The organism is Methanomicrobium sp. (assembly GCF_055145805.1).
The window spans coordinates 23,872-40,605 of record NZ_JBSREC010000022.1 but is presented as its reverse complement, the minus strand read 5'-3'; the positions used below and the strand labels follow the sequence as shown (position 1 = coordinate 40,605).

Annotated in this window: 23 protein-coding genes and 1 tRNA gene; 5 read left to right on the top strand and 19 right to left on the bottom strand. The window is 35.9% G+C overall.

The window, feature by feature from the left end; genetic code table 11:
- Positions 1 to 282 precede the first annotated feature (282 nt).
- Entirely contained in the window at positions 283 to 1,347 is a 1,065-nt protein-coding gene (gene corA, locus ACTB1O_RS01690) for a magnesium/cobalt transporter CorA (protein WP_462993410.1), read from the top strand.
- Between the two features lie 83 nt (positions 1,348 to 1,430).
- On the opposite strand, the gene ACTB1O_RS01685 is transcribed toward corA, so the two are convergent.
- The 3 genes from ACTB1O_RS01685 to ACTB1O_RS01675 all read right to left on the bottom strand — a co-directional run bounded on the left by ACTB1O_RS01685 (position 1,431) and on the right by ACTB1O_RS01675 (position 4,225).
- Positions 1,431 to 2,612, bottom strand: a complete 1,182-nt coding sequence (locus ACTB1O_RS01685) for a type III PLP-dependent enzyme (RefSeq protein ID WP_462993409.1) — start codon at positions 2,610 to 2,612, stop codon at positions 1,431 to 1,433.
- 780 nt (positions 2,613 to 3,392) lie between these two features.
- Positions 3,393 to 3,464 (bottom strand) — tRNA-Arg (locus ACTB1O_RS01680).
- A 119-nt stretch (positions 3,465 to 3,583) separates the two neighbouring features.
- Positions 3,584 to 4,225, bottom strand: a complete 642-nt coding sequence (locus ACTB1O_RS01675; protein WP_462993408.1) for a hypothetical protein — start codon at positions 4,223 to 4,225, stop codon at positions 3,584 to 3,586.
- A 167-nt stretch (positions 4,226 to 4,392) separates the two neighbouring features.
- On the opposite strand from ACTB1O_RS01675, the gene ACTB1O_RS01670 reads away from it, so the two are divergent.
- Together ACTB1O_RS01670 and ACTB1O_RS01665 are read left to right on the top strand one after the other, a co-directional pair.
- A complete protein-coding gene (locus ACTB1O_RS01670) occupies positions 4,393 to 4,881 on the top strand; it encodes a MogA/MoaB family molybdenum cofactor biosynthesis protein (protein ID WP_462993407.1) in 489 nt (162 codons plus the stop codon).
- 117 nt (positions 4,882 to 4,998) lie between these two features.
- Positions 4,999 to 5,289, top strand: a complete 291-nt coding sequence (locus ACTB1O_RS01665) for a hypothetical protein (RefSeq protein ID WP_462993406.1) — start codon at positions 4,999 to 5,001, stop codon at positions 5,287 to 5,289.
- Between the two features lie 81 nt (positions 5,290 to 5,370).
- Here the strand turns inward: ACTB1O_RS01665 and ACTB1O_RS01660 are convergent, their stop codons facing one another.
- Positions 5,371 to 6,492, bottom strand: a complete 1,122-nt coding sequence (locus ACTB1O_RS01660; protein WP_462993405.1) for a hypothetical protein — start codon at positions 6,490 to 6,492, stop codon at positions 5,371 to 5,373.
- 49 nt (positions 6,493 to 6,541) lie between these two features.
- Here ACTB1O_RS01660 and hycI point away from each other — a divergent pair, with 49 nt between their 5' ends.
- Both hycI and ACTB1O_RS01650 read left to right on the top strand, forming a co-directional pair.
- Positions 6,542 to 6,994, top strand: a complete 453-nt coding sequence (gene hycI, locus ACTB1O_RS01655) for a hydrogenase maturation peptidase HycI (RefSeq protein WP_462993404.1) — start codon at positions 6,542 to 6,544, stop codon at positions 6,992 to 6,994.
- Positions 6,984 to 7,292 (top strand): hypothetical protein, encoded by a 309-nt coding sequence (locus ACTB1O_RS01650; protein WP_462993403.1) that lies wholly within the window; start codon positions 6,984 to 6,986, stop codon positions 7,290 to 7,292. Before hycI ends, ACTB1O_RS01650 begins: the two co-directional genes overlap by 11 nt.
- A 21-nt stretch (positions 7,293 to 7,313) precedes the next feature.
- On the opposite strand, the gene ACTB1O_RS01645 is transcribed toward ACTB1O_RS01650, so the two are convergent.
- The 15 genes from ACTB1O_RS01645 to ACTB1O_RS01575 form a co-directional block, all read right to left on the bottom strand.
- Entirely contained in the window at positions 7,314 to 7,718 is a 405-nt protein-coding gene (locus ACTB1O_RS01645) for a 4Fe-4S binding protein (RefSeq protein WP_462993402.1), read from the bottom strand.
- On the bottom strand, positions 7,715 to 8,743 hold the full coding sequence (locus tag ACTB1O_RS01640) for a respiratory chain complex I subunit 1 family protein (RefSeq protein ID WP_462993401.1): 1,029 nt from the start codon (positions 8,741 to 8,743) through the stop codon (positions 7,715 to 7,717). Before ACTB1O_RS01640 ends, ACTB1O_RS01645 begins: the two co-directional genes overlap by 4 nt.
- Positions 8,740 to 9,966, bottom strand: a complete 1,227-nt coding sequence (locus ACTB1O_RS01635) for a hydrogenase large subunit (protein WP_462993400.1) — start codon at positions 9,964 to 9,966, stop codon at positions 8,740 to 8,742. Before ACTB1O_RS01635 ends, ACTB1O_RS01640 begins: the two co-directional genes overlap by 4 nt.
- The gene (locus ACTB1O_RS01630; RefSeq protein WP_462993399.1) at positions 9,967 to 10,677 is read right to left on the bottom strand and encodes an NADH-quinone oxidoreductase subunit C; all 711 of its coding nucleotides are present in this window, start codon (positions 10,675 to 10,677) and stop codon (positions 9,967 to 9,969) included. It lies immediately after the preceding gene.
- On the bottom strand, positions 10,670 to 11,110 hold the full coding sequence (locus ACTB1O_RS01625; protein ID WP_462993398.1) for an NADH-quinone oxidoreductase subunit B family protein: 441 nt from the start codon (positions 11,108 to 11,110) through the stop codon (positions 10,670 to 10,672). Before ACTB1O_RS01625 ends, ACTB1O_RS01630 begins: the two co-directional genes overlap by 8 nt.
- Before the next feature lies 1 nt (position 11,111).
- Positions 11,112 to 11,459: a hydrogenase gene (locus ACTB1O_RS01620; protein WP_462993397.1), complete on the bottom strand. Its 348-nt coding sequence runs from the start codon at positions 11,457 to 11,459 to the stop codon at positions 11,112 to 11,114.
- A 1-nt stretch (position 11,460) separates the two neighbouring features.
- Complete coding sequence (locus tag ACTB1O_RS01615) at positions 11,461 to 13,035, bottom strand: proton-conducting transporter transmembrane domain-containing protein (RefSeq protein WP_462993396.1); 1,575 nt, start codon at positions 13,033 to 13,035, stop codon at positions 11,461 to 11,463.
- Positions 13,032 to 13,376: a sodium:proton antiporter gene (locus tag ACTB1O_RS01610; protein WP_462993395.1), complete on the bottom strand. Its 345-nt coding sequence runs from the start codon at positions 13,374 to 13,376 to the stop codon at positions 13,032 to 13,034. Before ACTB1O_RS01610 ends, ACTB1O_RS01615 begins: the two co-directional genes overlap by 4 nt.
- A gap of 1 nt (position 13,377) precedes the next feature.
- Positions 13,378 to 13,839 (bottom strand): MnhB domain-containing protein, encoded by a 462-nt coding sequence (locus ACTB1O_RS01605; protein WP_462993394.1) that lies wholly within the window; start codon positions 13,837 to 13,839, stop codon positions 13,378 to 13,380.
- Positions 13,832 to 14,122: a hydrogen gas-evolving membrane-bound hydrogenase subunit E gene (mbhE, locus tag ACTB1O_RS01600; protein ID WP_462993393.1), complete on the bottom strand. Its 291-nt coding sequence runs from the start codon at positions 14,120 to 14,122 to the stop codon at positions 13,832 to 13,834. Before mbhE ends, ACTB1O_RS01605 begins: the two co-directional genes overlap by 8 nt.
- Positions 14,119 to 14,388: a hydrogenase subunit MbhD domain-containing protein gene (locus ACTB1O_RS01595; protein ID WP_462993392.1), complete on the bottom strand. Its 270-nt coding sequence runs from the start codon at positions 14,386 to 14,388 to the stop codon at positions 14,119 to 14,121. The genes mbhE and ACTB1O_RS01595 overlap by 4 nt, the downstream gene beginning before the upstream one ends.
- Positions 14,388 to 14,744: a monovalent cation/H(+) antiporter subunit G gene (gene mnhG / locus ACTB1O_RS01590; RefSeq protein ID WP_462993391.1), complete on the bottom strand. Its 357-nt coding sequence runs from the start codon at positions 14,742 to 14,744 to the stop codon at positions 14,388 to 14,390. Before mnhG ends, ACTB1O_RS01595 begins: the two co-directional genes overlap by 1 nt.
- 1 nt (position 14,745) lies before the next feature.
- The gene (locus ACTB1O_RS01585) at positions 14,746 to 15,003 is read right to left on the bottom strand and encodes a monovalent cation/H+ antiporter complex subunit F (protein WP_462993390.1); all 258 of its coding nucleotides are present in this window, start codon (positions 15,001 to 15,003) and stop codon (positions 14,746 to 14,748) included.
- Positions 15,000 to 15,551, bottom strand: coding sequence for a Na+/H+ antiporter subunit E (locus tag ACTB1O_RS01580; protein ID WP_462993389.1), 552 nt, complete (start codon positions 15,549 to 15,551; stop codon positions 15,000 to 15,002). Before ACTB1O_RS01580 ends, ACTB1O_RS01585 begins: the two co-directional genes overlap by 4 nt.
- A 223-nt stretch (positions 15,552 to 15,774) precedes the next feature.
- Complete coding sequence (locus ACTB1O_RS01575) at positions 15,775 to 16,671, bottom strand: DUF6159 family protein (protein WP_462993388.1); 897 nt, start codon at positions 16,669 to 16,671, stop codon at positions 15,775 to 15,777.
- Positions 16,672 to 16,734 lie beyond the last annotated feature (63 nt).

Here is a 16,734-nt window from a genome sequence, read left to right as displayed (position 1 = left end):
TTTAGACATGTTACATTATGCAACACTCAGATTCATAATTGTTACTTTTTGTAACAGACTAAAAAAAAGTTGTAACATTATGTAACTAATAATATTTGGTTCGTTTTTTCCAATTTAAGAAGACAAAATAGTTTAATTTTTTTAAAATTATAATCTATATATCGTACAAGACTTACAATTTCATTTATTTAGGTTAAGAGCATAGAGTCAAAATAATTAAAATGGATATAATTTAATTCATATATTTTTTTGATTTTACAAATTATAAAGGAATCAAATGTTATGGTAATCATAAAAAAACACAGTACAAAAATATCATCTAAAGCAGGTCTGCCACCGGGTACATTAATCAACATAAGTGAAAAAAGTCCCACCAGAACATCAGTAAACTGCATTGAATTTAATCATGACTCATATAAAGAATATTTCAATATAAAAACAGAGGATATTCAGGTTTCTACAAACGACGTGAAAATCAGATGGATTGAGATAAAAGGACTTTTGGATATCGAATTAATTGAAAAAATTGGTCAGACGTTTGATATTCATCCTCTGACTCTGGAAGATATCCTGAATACATTAATAAGACCAAAATTTGAAGAATTTGATAATTATCTTTTTGTTTCGCTCAAATGCGTATTTTTAAAAACAGAAATTGAGTCAGAACATATAAGCATAATTGTTACAGAAAATACCGTAATTACCATAAACGAATCTGACATTTCTATTTTTGAAAATGTAAAGAAGAGGATTAAAGACAGTAAAAGTAAGATCAGAAATCTTGGTTCGGACTATCTGATGTATATGCTTATTGATACTGTCGTTGATGATTATTATTCCACGCTCGAATTAATGGGAGATAAAATTGAGGATATTGAAGATCTAATTATTGAAAATCCCAACCCACAGGTAATGGACTCGATATATTCTCTTAAAAGACAGATAATTATTTTGAGAAAGATCATCTGGCCAATGCGTGATCTCACCTTTGGGATAAGAAGGAGCAATTCTAATATAATTAATGAAACAACCCACATTTACATAAATGATGTAACAGATCATTTGATTCAGATAATTGACACAGTTGAAACATATAGAGATATGATTTCAGGAATGCGGGACATATATCTTTCAAGCCTCAGTAACCGGATGAACGAAGTGATGAAAGTACTTACAATTATAGCAACCATTTTCATACCTCTCACATTTATTGCCGGCATTTATGGAATGAATTTTAGTTATATGCCCGAACTGAACTGGTATTATGGTTATCCTGTTACAATTCTGATAATGATTTTAGTCTCATTATGTATGTTATATTATTTCAGACGCAAAAAGTGGATCTGAAAGGAATTTGAAAAAAATATTATATGGTACCCATTTAAATTTTTCAACAATTTTTTATATTATATTACAATTTTTAAAAATAGTTATCTGTTTATATGAACCACTTTAGCCGGAGGAAAACCGTTAAAATATGTAGAAGATGCATGGGAGTATGCTCCGATATTTTCGGAATATACAAGATCATCTATTTCAAGTTCTGGTAGTTCTGCTGATAATGTAATTGTATCAAATGCATCACAGGTCGGTCCAAAAACTGCGGAAATCTGCGGTTCGCCATCCTTAAATGAAAGAACAGGATATGTACAATGATCAAAAACCTGTCCCGAATAAGAATGGTATACACCATCATTTATGTAATAACAGGATTTTCCATCCCTAAATGCCTTGCCAATTACTTTTGAAACAAGTGAGCAGGCATTTGCCACAAGGAATCTTCCCGGTTCTGCCATAATCTGAATCTTCCCCGGAAATAGGCGTTCCATTTCACCATTTAGCTGGTTTGCAAGTGTCCGTATTGATTTCACTCCAGGATGATATTTCACAGGAAACCCTCCTCCAATATCGAGGAGTTTTATTATCTTTCCTGTACGGGATTCAACTTCTGCTATAATATTTGAAGACAATTCAAGTGCCTGTATATAATTTTCAAAATTTGTACACTGACTACCTACATGAAAACTCAGGCCTTCAACAGTGAGGCCAATATCAAATGCATTAACAATAAGATCAGCGGCCTCACCGGGATCCACTCCGAATTTTGAAGAGAGTTCAACCATAGAACCTGTATTTGGAACCTTTATACGAAGAACCAATCCGGCATGAGGAGCATATTTTTTGATCTTTTTTAATTCTTCAATATTATCAAAGGTTACAAGCGGCTGATAATGATCAAGAGCCTGAAGTGTTTCTGCCGGTTTGATGGTATTTGCATATATTATTTTATCATATATCCATTTCAGCTGCTCTTTTTCAGACAGATGTTTGATATTTTCATAAACAAGCATAAATTCAGGCATTGATGCAACATCAAAACCGGAACCCATCTCATAAAGGGTTTTTATTATTTCAGGATTTGAATTGGCTTTTACTGCATAATATATCTGAACGTCAGGCATACGTTCTTCAAATTCCCTATAATTTTGTCTTATCTGCTCATGATCAATGACAAATACAGGTGTCCCGTGTTCTTTAGCAATATTCTGGAGCAGTTCTTTTCTCTTTGAACTAATATGATGCACCTTAATGCTGCGCCCGTCAGTTTTCATTTCTGTCACTTCCTTCTACCTTCTGCTACATATCGATGAGGTCTTTAAAGAGGACCTGATATTCTTCATCCTGTTTTCATGTTATTTTTTCTAAGGACTATGAATTTTTTTGGAAAAGTTGCATATGAAATTAGAATCCAATTTTCAAACGATATTTTTTTGAAGGTTTTTTAATAATTTATCAAAATAATAATTCATCCTACAGGTAAAAAGTTTTTTAATATCGCAAAAAATATTTTTAAATATATATTTTATTAAAAGTTTAATGATTGTATAAACTAAAATTTGGCATAAAATTTTAATTAAGTTGATATTTAATAAAATTAAGAGAAAAAAGGATTCAAAGAGTTTATTAATATTTTTATTTTCAAATTAAAATTAGTTTAAATCAAAAAATGACATTTTAAACTTTTTTTATTCATTCTTACCCTACACAAATTTATAGAAATATATGATTTAATTATTATTGAATACTATATCCTGTAGTAAAAAATGTTAGAATCAAATATATTTGAATATCTGAATATATTTCCCTGTTTTTTTGCGCATGTTTTTGACTAAGTCCTGATGGAAAAACTCATAATATGGGCTTTATTTTTGAGTATAAAAATTGGTGCGGCAACCTTTTTTCAAAAATGTGTTTGCTTTCATTTTATGCATTAATTTTTTAGATTTCAATAAAAAAAAAGTTGTTCTAACTGATCTTAAAAATTGACAGAATTCATTTTTTTATAATGATTATGAAAAAATAAATAACTAAAAATATTTGCGTAAAAAATACGCCCCGACCGGGATTTGAACCCGGGTCAAAAGCTCCGCAAGCTTCTAGGATGTCCTCTACCCTATCGGGACCTTAAAACAACAGAAGATTAGAACAATCATCCTGTGCCTAACTAAATTGGAGTTACTTGCATATATAGGTGCCCAAATTGTTTTGAAAAATTGAAATTAAATTTATCATTATTAATTATTTATTCTTCATCTTCAAGATTCTCAGAAGGAACTTTTATTATTGTATTAACAGTTGCAAGATTTCCTGTAATCTCTATATGATAATTCCCGCTTTCATAAATCTTAAAATTTCCCTTAACCGACTCCTTACTAAACCGAGGGAGTTCGTGGGTGTAAATTATTCCATTTGTTTCTTTATCAAATATTGTTATCTTATAATAAGCAAGTGGATTGGGAATTACATAATTAACTGAATAATCATCTTTGCTTCCAAACTGGCTGGTTCCTTCTTTTGTACCAGAAACAGTCGGAACTGTGGCAGAATAACAGAATACCATCGGAGGATAATCTAGAGCATAGTCAAAGGGTATTATGTTGTAATTGTATGTTACTGTTTCCTGATATACAACTGAATAACTGTCTTCAGGATTTGTGTCTGGAGGAGGTATAGTGAATGTTGGTCTTGAATCGGGCGTTTCTGTCGGAACAGGAGTTGAAAAAGTTACTATCACCTCTGTGGGAACAGGAGTATTTATATCAGATACAACTTCTTCTGAATAAGAGATCTCGGTCGTTTCTTCAGGCATTCTTGCACAGCCTGCCATCATAACCGATAAAACAAGAAGTCCGATAATTAAAAAAAAACCAATTGAATACTTCATATTATTTTCCTATATGTTTAACAGATATTTAATTATTAATAATTAATATTTTAAATTTTTATTTTGCAGGATATAAAATGGATTTATAATTTATATCCCATAAAATGTTCAGGCTATAATTTTTTTTAATCGAATATTTTTTTGGTAATTGGGCAAATAAATATACAATGGATCCCAGTCACGTAAAAGATATTGAGATTACAGCTGCTGTAATTACTGTTTCTACAACGAGAAATGAAAAAAATGATGCCAGCGGTAAAGAAATAATTAAAATATTTATGGAAAACAAATATCCTGTTGGATATTACAAGATAGTTCCTGATTTAAAAGAAAACATTAAAGATGCATGCAAAGAGGCCCTTTTAAACTGCAACTGCATAATTCTAAACGGCGGAACAGGCCTTACACATGATGATTGCACAATTGAGGCAATAACACCAGTTCTTGAAAAAAAAATAGACGGTTTTGGGGAATTATTCAGACTTAAAAGTTATGAAGACATTGGAACACGTGCATTATTATCACGGGCAGTAGCGGGGATAATAAACAAAAAAGTTATCTTCTGCATTCCCGGTTCAACAGGTGCTGTCAAACTTGCAATGAATGAAATCATTTTGCCTGAACTCAGGCATATATTAACACATGCCGGAAAATGACAAGATTGAATTAATTGAATGATACAAAATAGAGATTAATCATATAACTAATTTGAAGATGCTCAACAACTCTTCAACTAAAAATTCAAACATTTGAAATAATAATCTGTAAGAAAAATGAATTCGTTTAAAAAAGCATCAGATATTGCTGATAATTCAAAAGGGCAATCTTTTCCTCCGGAAATAAAAGATGTCATTATTAAACACTTTTATAATTTCAATCATCCTGTAACAATTACAAGTAGCCTTATTGAATTAAACAAAAGAGGTTTAAATCCATCCAGAGGCGTTATTCATAGATATTTAGACAAACTTGTAGAATCAGGATTTGCTACGGTTAAATTAAATGGAAATATATATGAATATGAATCTAATAAAAAAAATGAACATGATTCTAAACTTTACTAATTCAAAACATTTTCATTATATATATTCAAAAAAAGTTTAACCAATAGAATTCTATAAAAATAAATATTCTATAGAAATTAATCAGTTCACCGGATTTTGAGTGATATATTCATAGACACCTTTTCGGTCATATCTGTGTTCAATGATGTAATTATAAATGCCAACATAACTATTATATCGATCGGTCAATGATTCCAGGGATTTATTTTTTAAATTATATTCTGAAATTTTTGAATTGTATTCAGGTACAAGTCTGTTATACTCGGAAATATCACCATTATTTTTTAATTGATCCATTCTGCCTGAGAAAGAAGCCAGTTCGCTATAGAGCCTTTCCAGTTCACTATTTTTATTAGAAATATCACTCTCAAGATCTTTTGCTTTTTCTTCAGAGTCAGTCATGGCATTATAGATTGATAAAACATCATTACAGCTGTTATATATTTTTCCCCCCCCGTCTATAGAAATTAAATAAGGTTCTGATTTAATCAGCTGATCTTCGTTAACTTCTATCAAAGGCCATCCCGGATAATTTGGTCCTGTGACCTCCACATAAGAATAACCTGTGTTCTTAAAAAAACAGCCGGAACTTTTTATCCCGACTGCCATATGTTCTTCTTTTTCAAATTCAAAGAGAACAATATCATAACCTTCATGTGACAGAAGTGCCGCTGCAAGAAGACTTTTATCATCACAGTCGCCGGAATTTTCATATACCGTCTCTATCGCAAATTTTGGCTCTGTTCTGATATAGTCTGTCTTATAAGGAATTGACTGAACATAAGCTAATATAAGCTCTGCATATCTGTCAGAATCAAGTGATAAATCATTTTTTATTATCCGAAATTCGCCTAAAATTGATTCATAAAATAAATCCAGAGAAGGATCAGAAATGAATGATCTGTAATAATCAGATGACCAGTTATTCGACTTCAGGTCGTCTTCTTTAAGATATGCCGACTTATCCGAGTCATATGCTGCTCTATATACACCTTTATCAATCGGAATTATAAGTTCTATTTCATTATCCTCAAAGAGAAAACTATGGGTTATGATTGCATAATCTCCTGATTCCGAATTACCAACAATTCCCGGATATTCGGATGAAGGAGAATCAAATATACCATCAATGCATCCTGAAAAAATTACAAAGACTGCAACTGCCATCAAAACAATAATTCGGATGTTTAATATTGGGAGCAAACTCTCATATCACCTTATTTTATTTACAGGAGTTCTATCTTTATTACAGATGAATATTCTTCTTGGTGTCGGCAACACCCTGAGATCTGATGACGGTGTTGGAATATATATTGCAGAAAATTTCTCACATCCGGGTTGGAAAGTATATAACTGCGGAACAGTGCCTGAAAATTTCACAGGAGTAATAAGAAGAGAAAATCCGGAGATTCTTTTAATTACAGACGCCGCTGAAATGAATCTTAAACCAGGAGAGTTCAGAATAATACCGCATGAAAAAATTGGACTTGCAGGATTTGACACGCACCAGATGGACCTTGCAAAGATTATAGATTTTATTAAAGGTGATGCCGGAGAAATAATTTTAATTGGAATACAGCCGGAAACAACAAAATTTGGAGATATTATAAGTGAAGATATAATCTCCGGTGCCAAAAATCTCATAAAGATGATTAAATCTGATATTATATCTATTCCAAAATTAGGTGCAAAAGATGATGAATAAAGAAAAAAGAAAAAATACCCGTCTGCATTGCCCTGTTTGTGATTCACCTGACATTTATCTGGTAACCGGAGGATACACCGGAAATGCCTATAAATGCAAAAACTGTGGTTATCAGGGTGCGCTTGTTATAGAACATGAAGAAAGTTTAAATAATGAATTTGAAGAAGCACTCAATTATGAAAAAAATACAAATTCCAAAGAAAGCACCAAATCATCATTATTCACTATCACAGGAATAATACTGGCAATTCTGTTCATTCTATCAATTATTGCAATAATTGCAGGCTTTAGATTTTAAAAAAAAAGATTTTTTTATTTTTCATTCTACAATTAAATTTTCAGAATACCTGTTCTCAGTTGCAAGTGTAAATTCATCACTCATATGAAGACAGTTTACCGGACATACATCATTACACTGCGAACAGAAAATACACTGTGTCACATAAATCCGCACAGTTTTTGTCTCTTTTATAAATTCTATTGCATTTGCAGGACATACGCGAATACATATTTTACACCCGATACATTTGTCCCTGTCATAGACAATTTTTCCGCGATAATTATCCGGAGTTGCAATTGTAGGATTTATGACTGCTTTCCCCTCATTCACATCAGAGAGAAAATCTGTAACCGAATGCGGGAGATATTTTGCAGGGAAAAGATTTGTTGCAGGTTTTTTTAATACCTGCCTTAAAACTTCTCCGATTGTTGGAAGAAAACTCATGCTACAACACCTCCTCCGGTTAATACATCAGCCATAATCAGAATCAATCCCAAAAGTCCTATTGCAGCAATATAACCCCAGTATACTGTTACAACATGGTTGATTCTAAAACGGGCCATACTGACTCTTATAAGACTTACAGAAAGGAAAAGAACAAGTGTCATTTTTAAGGCAAAAAATAAAAGATCTGCTGCGAAAGAAATCTCTGTCGGCATAGACAAAAACCATGAAAGATTCCATGGCAGAAATATAGCCACAGAAAGTGCAAGCATACATACTGTTTTTACAGCTCCTGCAAGGTAAAACAAAGCAAGATTTCTTCCGGAATATTCAACTATAAGACCTCCGCAAAGTTCAGTTTCAGCCTCGGGAGTATCACATGGCACACGTGAAAGCTCAGCCGGAGTTACCCACGCTATGACCACAAGAAGAAGAATACATCCCAGAATACCAAGAGGTCCCATTACACTCCAGATAGTAACTTCTGAGAAAATTCCGGATATTACTGAAAGAGAAAAGGGATCTGAAACTCCCGCAACTGAAAGTCTCCATGCAACCGCTACAATTGCAATTGCGAGTGGAAACTCGTAAGCTATCATCGTTACCATCTCACGCTGTGAGCCTATGGATGCATAAGGTGAACCTGATGCAAAACCCCCTGCAACCATCGCAAGTGCCGGAACTGTGAGAAGGTACATAACAAGAATTATGTCACCGTAACCACCGAATACCGGCGCTATACTTCCCAGAGGAATATACAGAAGTACTGTAACAGCTGACGCAAATGCAATTACAGGTGCGGCATTAAATATTGACCTTATTGCATTTTCAGGAACAATGTTTTCTTTACACATCAGTTTTAAAACATCTAAAAAAGGCTGCCTCAAAGGAGGTCCTACACGGGCCTGCATATGTGCCGCAAATTTTCTGTCAATGCCTAAAAGAACAAGACCGACAACAATGCCAAATAGGGCAATGAAAACAATCTCTAAAAATATCTGAAGTGAAAAGGTAAGAATACTCATTGCATCATCCTCCTTGTCTTCTCAACAGAAAGCCGGTGAAGCTCCTCTTTTGTCATTGTATCCTTTGTACTGTTTATCAGTGATACCCGGTCTGTGCATGACATGCATGGATCAATTGATGCAATTATAATAGGAATATCTGCTATCTGTTCACCCTTAAGAATTTCAAGCCAGGCAAGCTGATTTGAGTAAGTGGAAGCCTTAACCTTCCAGGAATAAGGTGCATCGGATTTTTTCATCCCAACATAATGTATGCATTCTCCACGCGGGGCCTCAACCCTGCCGACCGCTTCACCTTCAGCTTTTTTACAGGCAGAGAGAAGCTTTGGCATCTTTTCCTCCCACAGGATGTCTCCTTCAGGCATACCTGCAAGACACTGCCTTATAATAGAAACAGACTGTGGAATTTCAAACAGTCTTGTGACAATTCTGTCGTAAACATCACCATTGATCTCATTGGAATAAATATCCGGAAGAACCATCTCAAAGTCAATATCACCATAAGCCGCATAAGGGGAATCAACCCTGACATCGGTCTTAAGACCTGATGCACGTGCTGTAGGGCCTACTGTACAAAGCTCCAGGGCATCCTTTTTGGACAGCACACCACAATCCTTGCATCTCATCTTAATTGTCTTATCTTCAAGGAACAGTTTTACCATTTTGTCAACAAGACTTTCGTAATATGAAAGAGCCTCATTAATCCTTGGAATCTGTCCGGATGTTATGTCTCTTCTGACACCACCGACCTGTATAATTCCATAATTAATCCTGTTTCCTGTGATATATTCTATAACATCAAGAGACTCCTCTCGAACTCTCCATGCAAGGTTGAAAAGAGTGTCAAAACCAAGTTCGTGGGCGGCCACTCCTGCCCACAAAAGATGCGACTGGATACGCTCAAATTCAGCCATTATTGTCCTGATGTACTGTGCTCTTAGTGGAACATCAATACCAACAATCTGCTCAACAGCACGTGAAAATGTAAATGTATGGGTAACACCACAGATGCCACAGATGCGATCGGTTAAATGAACAATCTGAACAGGATTTCTTCTCATACCCATCCATTCAATACCGCGGTGGGCTTTTCCCGGTGCAAAATCCACACCCTCAATTACCTCACCGTTCATTTTGAATGTAAAAAGAATCGGTTCTTTTAATGCGGGGTGAATAGGCCCAATAGGAATATTGTATGATGCCTTCTTTTTAGGAGAATCCACCTAATCCTCACCTCCGGTTGTACCTTCAGAAACAATGCCTGACTCTTTGCTGCTGTTATCTGAATCTGTAGTGTCTTTTGCAGCATCATCTTTGCCGCTTTCCTTTGCAGATTCCTTCTTTTTCTTTTCCGGTTTTGGCTTGACAATCGGATTTGGCCTTTCTTCAGGCCGGCCTACTGCCCATAGATTCTTTATCATTGAATCTTTTATTCCGGTCTCATCCTTTCTCCACGGATAAACTCCTTTAGGGAAATCCTCAGGCAAAAACAAACCCCTTCTGTCAGGTATATCTTTCACATCAACTCCCATCATCTCAATTTTTTCTCTCTCAGAATATGCCGCCCCGGGGATTAGATCAGATATTGTAGGAACAATCAGATTTGATTTGGGTAATCCCACCTCAATTGTAACCTCGACCTCTTTTCCGCCAAGGCCGTAAAATACATACATGTGATACAAAAGGGAGACTGTCTCGCCTTCATCAACCGCAGATATAACGCCAAAATGAGGATAATCAATTAATATCAGTTCTTCAATTGCATCATGAAGAGCAGAAAGTTCAATTGTTAACCATACTGAATTTACAGGAGTATTTTTTATTCCCTCTTTCCATTCCCTGACTTCTGACTTTATTATATTTTGTGCAAATTTCCCTGAAAAATGGTCGGAAATTGCCTTTGCTGTCATAGGAACTCTCTTTTCTTCACTCATGTTTTTCACCTTTTTTAAGCCGTTCAAGTTTTGCAATTGCCTTTACAACCCCGTCAATTATTGCCTCAGGTCTCGGGCCGCACCCCGGAATATAAATATCTACAGGAATTATATCACTCACAGGTCCGTCAAGATTGTATGAATCAAAAAAAACTCCGCCTGACTGACTGCATGTTCCAACACTGATGACAACCTTTGGTTCCGGCATCTGCTCATAAACACGTCTGAGTCTTTCAGCCATTGCATGAACAACAGGCCCTGTGACCAGTAAAACATCCGCATGTCTTGGAGAACCTACAAGTTTTATTCCAAACCTCTCAGGATCATATCTTGGCATGAGAGTCCCGACAATTTCAATATCGCATCCGTTGCAGGAACCAGAGTTAAAATGAAAAACCCATAAAGATCGCTTAAATGAATCTGAAATTTTCATATCAGAGCACCCCTGCCACTATAACAAGCATTACTGCCATAACCCCCAAAAACCAAAGGATGTAATCAGTTAAAATTCCTGTATGTAGTGGAATTAAAATGTCATAATATCCCTTTAATCCCTCTGTAAAACCCCAGTACATATTTCCGGCACGGATATGTACATCGCCTTTTTCAGGTTCGGGATTTCCGGAAAGATATGGTTTTACCTGTTCTGTACCCTTCTTGTATGAGGATTCACCACGCCTCCAGATTATCCATCCGAAAATCAATGTTATTGCAAACGCAAAAATCCAGAATAATGGATTCCAGTTGCCATATCCTGTGGATAACGTCTCAATAAAAGCCATTTCAGACACCTCCCAAAACCGCACTGATATATCCACTCTGATCAACAAGAGCCGTTGCAGCAGGGGATATAAGAATATCCACAACCTGCTGCGGAAATACTCCAAAAAGGATTACCAGAAATGCCAGGATTCCCATTCCAATAAGCATAACCTGCGGAACTTCCCTGACATTTTCATACTCAGGAAGTTTAGGGCCCATAAAAACAGAATGGAATACCTTAACAAAGGAGGCCAGTGTTAAAATGGAGACTACCATTGCAATTATGGACAAAGCCGGACTGAACATGAACACAGATTCATAGATCATGAGCTTGGATGCAAAGCCGTTAAAGGGAGGGATTCCTGCAATTGCAAGAGCACCGATTACAAAAAAGACCATCGTCCATTTCATATCGTGACCAAGACCGCCAAGTTTATTCAGATTCCTTGTTCCTGCCTGATAAAATATTGCACCTGCTGTCAAAAATAAAAGACCCTTGTACATTGCATGGTTGATTATATGGAAAATTCCACCTTCCATTGCAGTCATTCCGAATGCATCCATCATGGCCGCATCGCCAAGTACTGCAAGTCCGACACCGACACCAAGAAGCATATATCCGGTCTGTGATACCGCATGATAGGACATCAGACGTTTGATATCTTTCTGGGGAATTGCCATTGTAACGCCTATAAACATGGAAAGAACACCTAAGATTATAATTATCCAGCCCATTGTGACGTAATCAAGTGTTAAATTATATAATGTGAACAAAACCCTGAAAAGACCATACAGACTGGCCTGACTTGCGACTACCAGAAATGCAGTAACTGCAGAAGGTGCCATCGAGTATGCATCAGGTGTCCAGAAATGCATGGGAACTGCACCTGCCTTCATTGCAAGTGCCGCCACAAGAAGAACGAGGGCAATCTTATCAAGCATTCCAAACTGCATATTCTGAGCAATAACCGCGATGTTTAATGCATCATACTGTCCGTAGAAGAGACCTACTGCAAAAAGAACCAGGAGGCCTCCGAGAGTTGAGAGAACTGCATATTTAAGACCTGCTTCAACTGCAACCCCCTTATCAACCCTTGAAGCAACAAGTGCCGCTCCTGCAAGCGAATTAATCTCAAGGAATACAAAGAAGTTGAACATATCTCCTGTGCAAACCATACCTAAAATTCCGACCTGCATCAAAAGAATCAGTGCAAAGAAAGAGTCTTTTCCTGACATCTTTGCGGATGCAACAATCGAATAAAGGGTAATAGCAAATCCGACAACAGCTGCTGATATTGCCATGAAAACAGACATCGCATCAACAGTAAAGATAATCCTAAACGGAATTCCGCCGGAGTCAGCAGGAACAGTCATTGCGGGAGACGAAGCACCGAATGTATATACAACAGTTCCTGATGTCAATACTTCATTTGTAAGTATTCCGGCAATAATTAAAGTTAATAAGCTGATTAAAAGAACCCAGCCATTCCTTGCAGATTCTCCTATTCGTCCAAAAACAGGAGTTGCAAATGCACCAAACATTGGAACTGCAAGCAGAAGTGCAGGAGCATTCTGGACAATCCATTCAGTAATCATCCTTTAAGCCTCCCGACTTCGGTAACATCAGCTGTATTGTATTTTTTATAAATTACCATAATAAAAGAAAGAAGCATTGCAGTTGTCGCAATACCGATTACGATATTTGTAAGTGTCATTGCCTGAACAGTCGGAAGAACCATTTTTTCAGGACCCGCATTTGTAAATATGGGTGCTATTCCTCCTTCGATATAACCTGTTGCAACCAGAAACAGATTGATACCTGATTCTACAAGAGCAAGACCCATTACGATTTTTATGAGGTTCTTTTTTGCAACCATTATTATGATTCCGATAATAACTATCAGTCCGGCCGCAATGTAAGGCAGATTGTAGATCATATCAGGTTTCCTCCGTTGAAATCCCCGAGAGCATATAAAGAATGATAATTCCCATCGCCCCCATAACCTCAATTCCAACAGCGATATTCATAACAGGAATTGTTCCTGCAGTATTGAGAAAACCGGGATTTGGACCGTATGCAACAGCATCACCAAAGATAAAACCCCCGTTTGCAAGCCAGTTATAGAAAAATGTTGCACCAACAGTAAGAGCAAGAAGGCCTGTAATAATAAAGAGCAAAAGCCCCAGGCTTTCAGTATTTTTCAAGGCAGATGTTGTAAATTTCTTTTTTATCTCGTCATACCTGTTGGCAGCAAACATTAGTACAATTCCTGTTGCTATTACAGCACCTCCCTGAAAACCTCCTCCGGGAGTGAGATGACCGTGAATTACAATATAAAAACCGAATACCAGGATGAAAGGAAGCATAACATTGGCTGTTGTTTGGACGATTTTACTCATATTCATAGTCTTCCTCCTGTTTTCTCTTTCGAAACATCAGTGATACTCCAAGTACGGCAACAAAAAGAACAGTTGCCTCACCGAGTGTATCAAAACCACGGAAATCAAAAACAACACCAGATACAATATTGTTTACAGCAGCCATCTGCTGGCCGTTATCTGTCATATAACTGTCCATCTGCGTATTTTCTGGATTCCCATATTCAAGACCTGTTGTGGCAAGCAAAAAAAACGTGGTTAGAACTACGATTATTATTGCAGAAATATACTTTTTTGAATTCATTTCTCAGCCTCCACAAGTTTTTCACCGGATTTTTTTGTCCCTTTTATTGCAACCAAAAATATCGCAGTTGTAAGTCCTGCACCAATCGCAGCCTCAGCAATTGCAACATCAGGTGCCTGAAGAATATAAAACTCAAGAGAGAGCAGAAAACTGAACACACCAAATGCGATAGCAGCAGAAACCAGATCCTTAAAATAAAAGATCAGACCGGCTGATATCAAAAGTCCTGCAAGAATAATAACCTGAATTATCAATAACAGATCCATTATTTCAAAACCTCCGCTAATCTGTCAACGACAGCTTCTTTGGGTTTTTGTCCGGATTTGTAAGCCGCACGGGCGATTGCGTGCGAACCTGTTGCATTTGTAAAACAGAGTGCAACAAGAACAATTCCAGTGTTTATCAAAAGATCTGTAAACTGGCTGTCTCCTGATGACAGGAAGTTTATGATACAGTATACAAAAACCGCAAAACACAGAAATATCGTTCCAAATGTTGTCATTTTAGTCTCAGCATGCAATCTTGTATAAGTATCAGGAAATCTTAAAATTCCGATGACTCCAAGTGCATTGAATAGAACACCAATTGCCAGAAATATTAAAATTATTGTGTCAGATATCATCCTACAACTCTCCCCCGATATATTTTGCAATAAAAAGTGTTCCCACAAATGATAATATTGCATAGACTATTGCAATTTCGACAAAGAAGAATTCACTAAATGCCACACTGAGCATGATCATCAGTGCAACAGTCAGTGTATTGATTGTGTCAAATGCAACTACCCTGTCAGATAGATCAGGACCTAAAAAGAGCCTTAACATTGCAACAAGAATCATGAAAGACAAAATTACTGTGACAATCATCCATACATCAATCATTCAGCAATCCTCCTGACCCATTTTTTAAGGTTAAAAAGAGAAAATACTTCATTTTCATCTGCTATTTTCTTATTCTCAAGCCCTTCTTTTACATTTAGAACATGAATAAAAAGATCACCGGTTTTTTCATCCACATCTACAGTAAGAGTTCCCGGAGTCAGGGTAATTGAATTTGCAAGAAGCAAAATTCCAAGATCTGTCTTTAGTCCGGGGGATATTCTTACGATACCGGGCCGGATTTTTCCTGTAATAACCCGGTATGCAACATCAAAATTTGCCCGGGTCATCTCAAGGAAAAAAGGCACAACTATGTAAAAAAACAGAATCAGCCACCGGACTGGATTTAACATCCTTAGACTTTCCTTTTTTACAAAAAATTTTCCTGAAATAACACCGACAACCGATGCTACAATAATACCGGCATATATCTCATAGACTGACCATTGTCCAAAGACTTCTGTCCCCGAACCAAGAGTCAGCAGGAGATAAACCAAAAATGCACATACTGCTGTCAGAACAATTGGTAACACATATATCACTCTCTTCATGCCGCAGAGAGAAAAACCTCTCATATAACTCTCATACAGGCTAATACGAATTTAATCTCTAATTTTTTGAATTTCACCACTTCAAAAAATATAGATTTATCACGATTATTAATGATTGATAAATTATCTTAACCCTTTTGAAAGGTCTAGAAAAAAAAATAAAAAATAACTTTGTTTATAAAATAAAAATTAAAAAAAAATTGGTTTTTTTACTTTAAAAAAATTAAATTTGTCCTCCTGAATTAATTTGTCCAGAAGAAATCTTTGTTTTCTTTTCTACAAACGCATTTGAGATTAAATCACTGTCTGTCATCGAAGAAATCTTACCGGTCTTTGCATAGTGGTATAAAAGTGCCACAAGAATTCCCTGAAGAGCTGATACTAAAACAACAGTTATCACCATAACAATGATTGTAACGGCCCCTATTGACATTGTCAGTTTCAGATTTCCTGAAAAAAGTGAAAGAATTGTACCGATAAAAAGAATAAAAAACGGAATGTATACAACTAAAAATGAAAAACCGGCAACAACAGTCTCACCCCATGTCTTCTTAAAAAGAGACCAGGACTTTTTTATTGAAGGAAATGCACTTTTTTTCTCAAAGATCATAACAGGAATTACAAAGAATGTTATAAGTTCCCATACTGCACCGGCAATACCTGCAATTAATTCTCCAATAAGACGTCCGATTCCATTATCCTGATTTCTTATCAGCTGCAAAATAACTCCAATTGTAGCAGCGATTACTGACCACACAAATATTGCTTTAATTACTGAAACTGCTGTCAGAATTCCATCCATAAAAGAAGGATCTCTGCCCTCAATTACAGATGTTGCATTGGATACAATCCCTGCCTTAAAAAATGACGATATAAAATTCATCAAAAGGAATATGACAAATAATAATCCAATCCAGATAACCCATCCCGAAATTCCCATCGAATCCGGATTAAATCCTTCGAGACTGAAGATAAACAGAACAGGGAAGAATAAAAGACCAAGGACCAGAAGAATTGTAATTCCTGAAAGAACCGGAAACAATAAAAGACTTTTTTCACGCTTTAATATTCCAAAAGTTTCTTTAAAAAGAATCCATCCTTTTTTGACACGTTCAAACATTTATTATCCATATGATCTTTTCATTATATAGGCCTTAATATCAGTAATAAAAAAAATACATGT

Bases quoted from the DNA above. Each gene is read 5' to 3' on its own strand.
- ACTB1O_RS01615 (WP_462993396.1), bottom strand. From the start codon at position 13,035: ATGATTACTGAATGGATTGTCCAGAATGCTCCTGCACTTCTGCTTGCA.
- ACTB1O_RS01605 (WP_462993394.1), bottom strand. From the start codon at position 13,839: ATGAGTAAAATCGTCCAAACAACAGCCAATGTTATGCTTCCTTTCATC.
- ACTB1O_RS01580 (WP_462993389.1), bottom strand. From the start codon at position 15,551: ATGAAGAGAGTGATATATGTGTTACCAATTGTTCTGACAGCAGTATGT.
- ACTB1O_RS01625 (WP_462993398.1), bottom strand. From the start codon at position 11,110: ATGAAAATTTCAGATTCATTTAAGCGATCTTTATGGGTTTTTCATTTT.
- ACTB1O_RS01685 (WP_462993409.1), bottom strand. From the start codon at position 2,612: ATGAAAACTGACGGGCGCAGCATTAAGGTGCATCATATTAGTTCAAAG.
- ACTB1O_RS01645 (WP_462993402.1), bottom strand. From the start codon at position 7,718: ATGAGTTTTCTTCCAACAATCGGAGAAGTTTTAAGGCAGGTATTAAAA.
- mnhG (WP_462993391.1), bottom strand. From the start codon at position 14,744: ATGATATCTGACACAATAATTTTAATATTTCTGGCAATTGGTGTTCTA.
- ACTB1O_RS01595 (WP_462993392.1), bottom strand. From the start codon at position 14,388: ATGGATCTGTTATTGATAATTCAGGTTATTATTCTTGCAGGACTTTTG.
- ACTB1O_RS01640 (WP_462993401.1), bottom strand. From the start codon at position 8,743: ATGAGTATTCTTACCTTTTCACTTCAGATATTTTTAGAGATTGTTTTC.
- ACTB1O_RS01610 (WP_462993395.1), bottom strand. From the start codon at position 13,376: ATGATCTACAATCTGCCTTACATTGCGGCCGGACTGATAGTTATTATC.
- ACTB1O_RS01575 (WP_462993388.1), bottom strand. From the start codon at position 16,671: ATGTTTGAACGTGTCAAAAAAGGATGGATTCTTTTTAAAGAAACTTTT.
- ACTB1O_RS01670 (WP_462993407.1), top strand. From the start codon at position 4,393: ATGGATCCCAGTCACGTAAAAGATATTGAGATTACAGCTGCTGTAATT.
- ACTB1O_RS01630 (WP_462993399.1), bottom strand. From the start codon at position 10,677: ATGAGTGAAGAAAAGAGAGTTCCTATGACAGCAAAGGCAATTTCCGAC.
- ACTB1O_RS01620 (WP_462993397.1), bottom strand. From the start codon at position 11,459: ATGGCTTTTATTGAGACGTTATCCACAGGATATGGCAACTGGAATCCA.
- ACTB1O_RS01665 (WP_462993406.1), top strand. From the start codon at position 4,999: ATGAATTCGTTTAAAAAAGCATCAGATATTGCTGATAATTCAAAAGGG.
- hycI (WP_462993404.1), top strand. From the start codon at position 6,542: ATGAATATTCTTCTTGGTGTCGGCAACACCCTGAGATCTGATGACGGT.
- ACTB1O_RS01585 (WP_462993390.1), bottom strand. From the start codon at position 15,003: ATGATTGATGTATGGATGATTGTCACAGTAATTTTGTCTTTCATGATT.
- corA (WP_462993410.1), top strand. From the start codon at position 283: ATGGTAATCATAAAAAAACACAGTACAAAAATATCATCTAAAGCAGGT.
- ACTB1O_RS01675 (WP_462993408.1), bottom strand. From the start codon at position 4,225: ATGAAGTATTCAATTGGTTTTTTTTTAATTATCGGACTTCTTGTTTTA.
- mbhE (WP_462993393.1), bottom strand. From the start codon at position 14,122: ATGAATTCAAAAAAGTATATTTCTGCAATAATAATCGTAGTTCTAACC.
- ACTB1O_RS01650 (WP_462993403.1), top strand. From the start codon at position 6,984: ATGATGAATAAAGAAAAAAGAAAAAATACCCGTCTGCATTGCCCTGTT.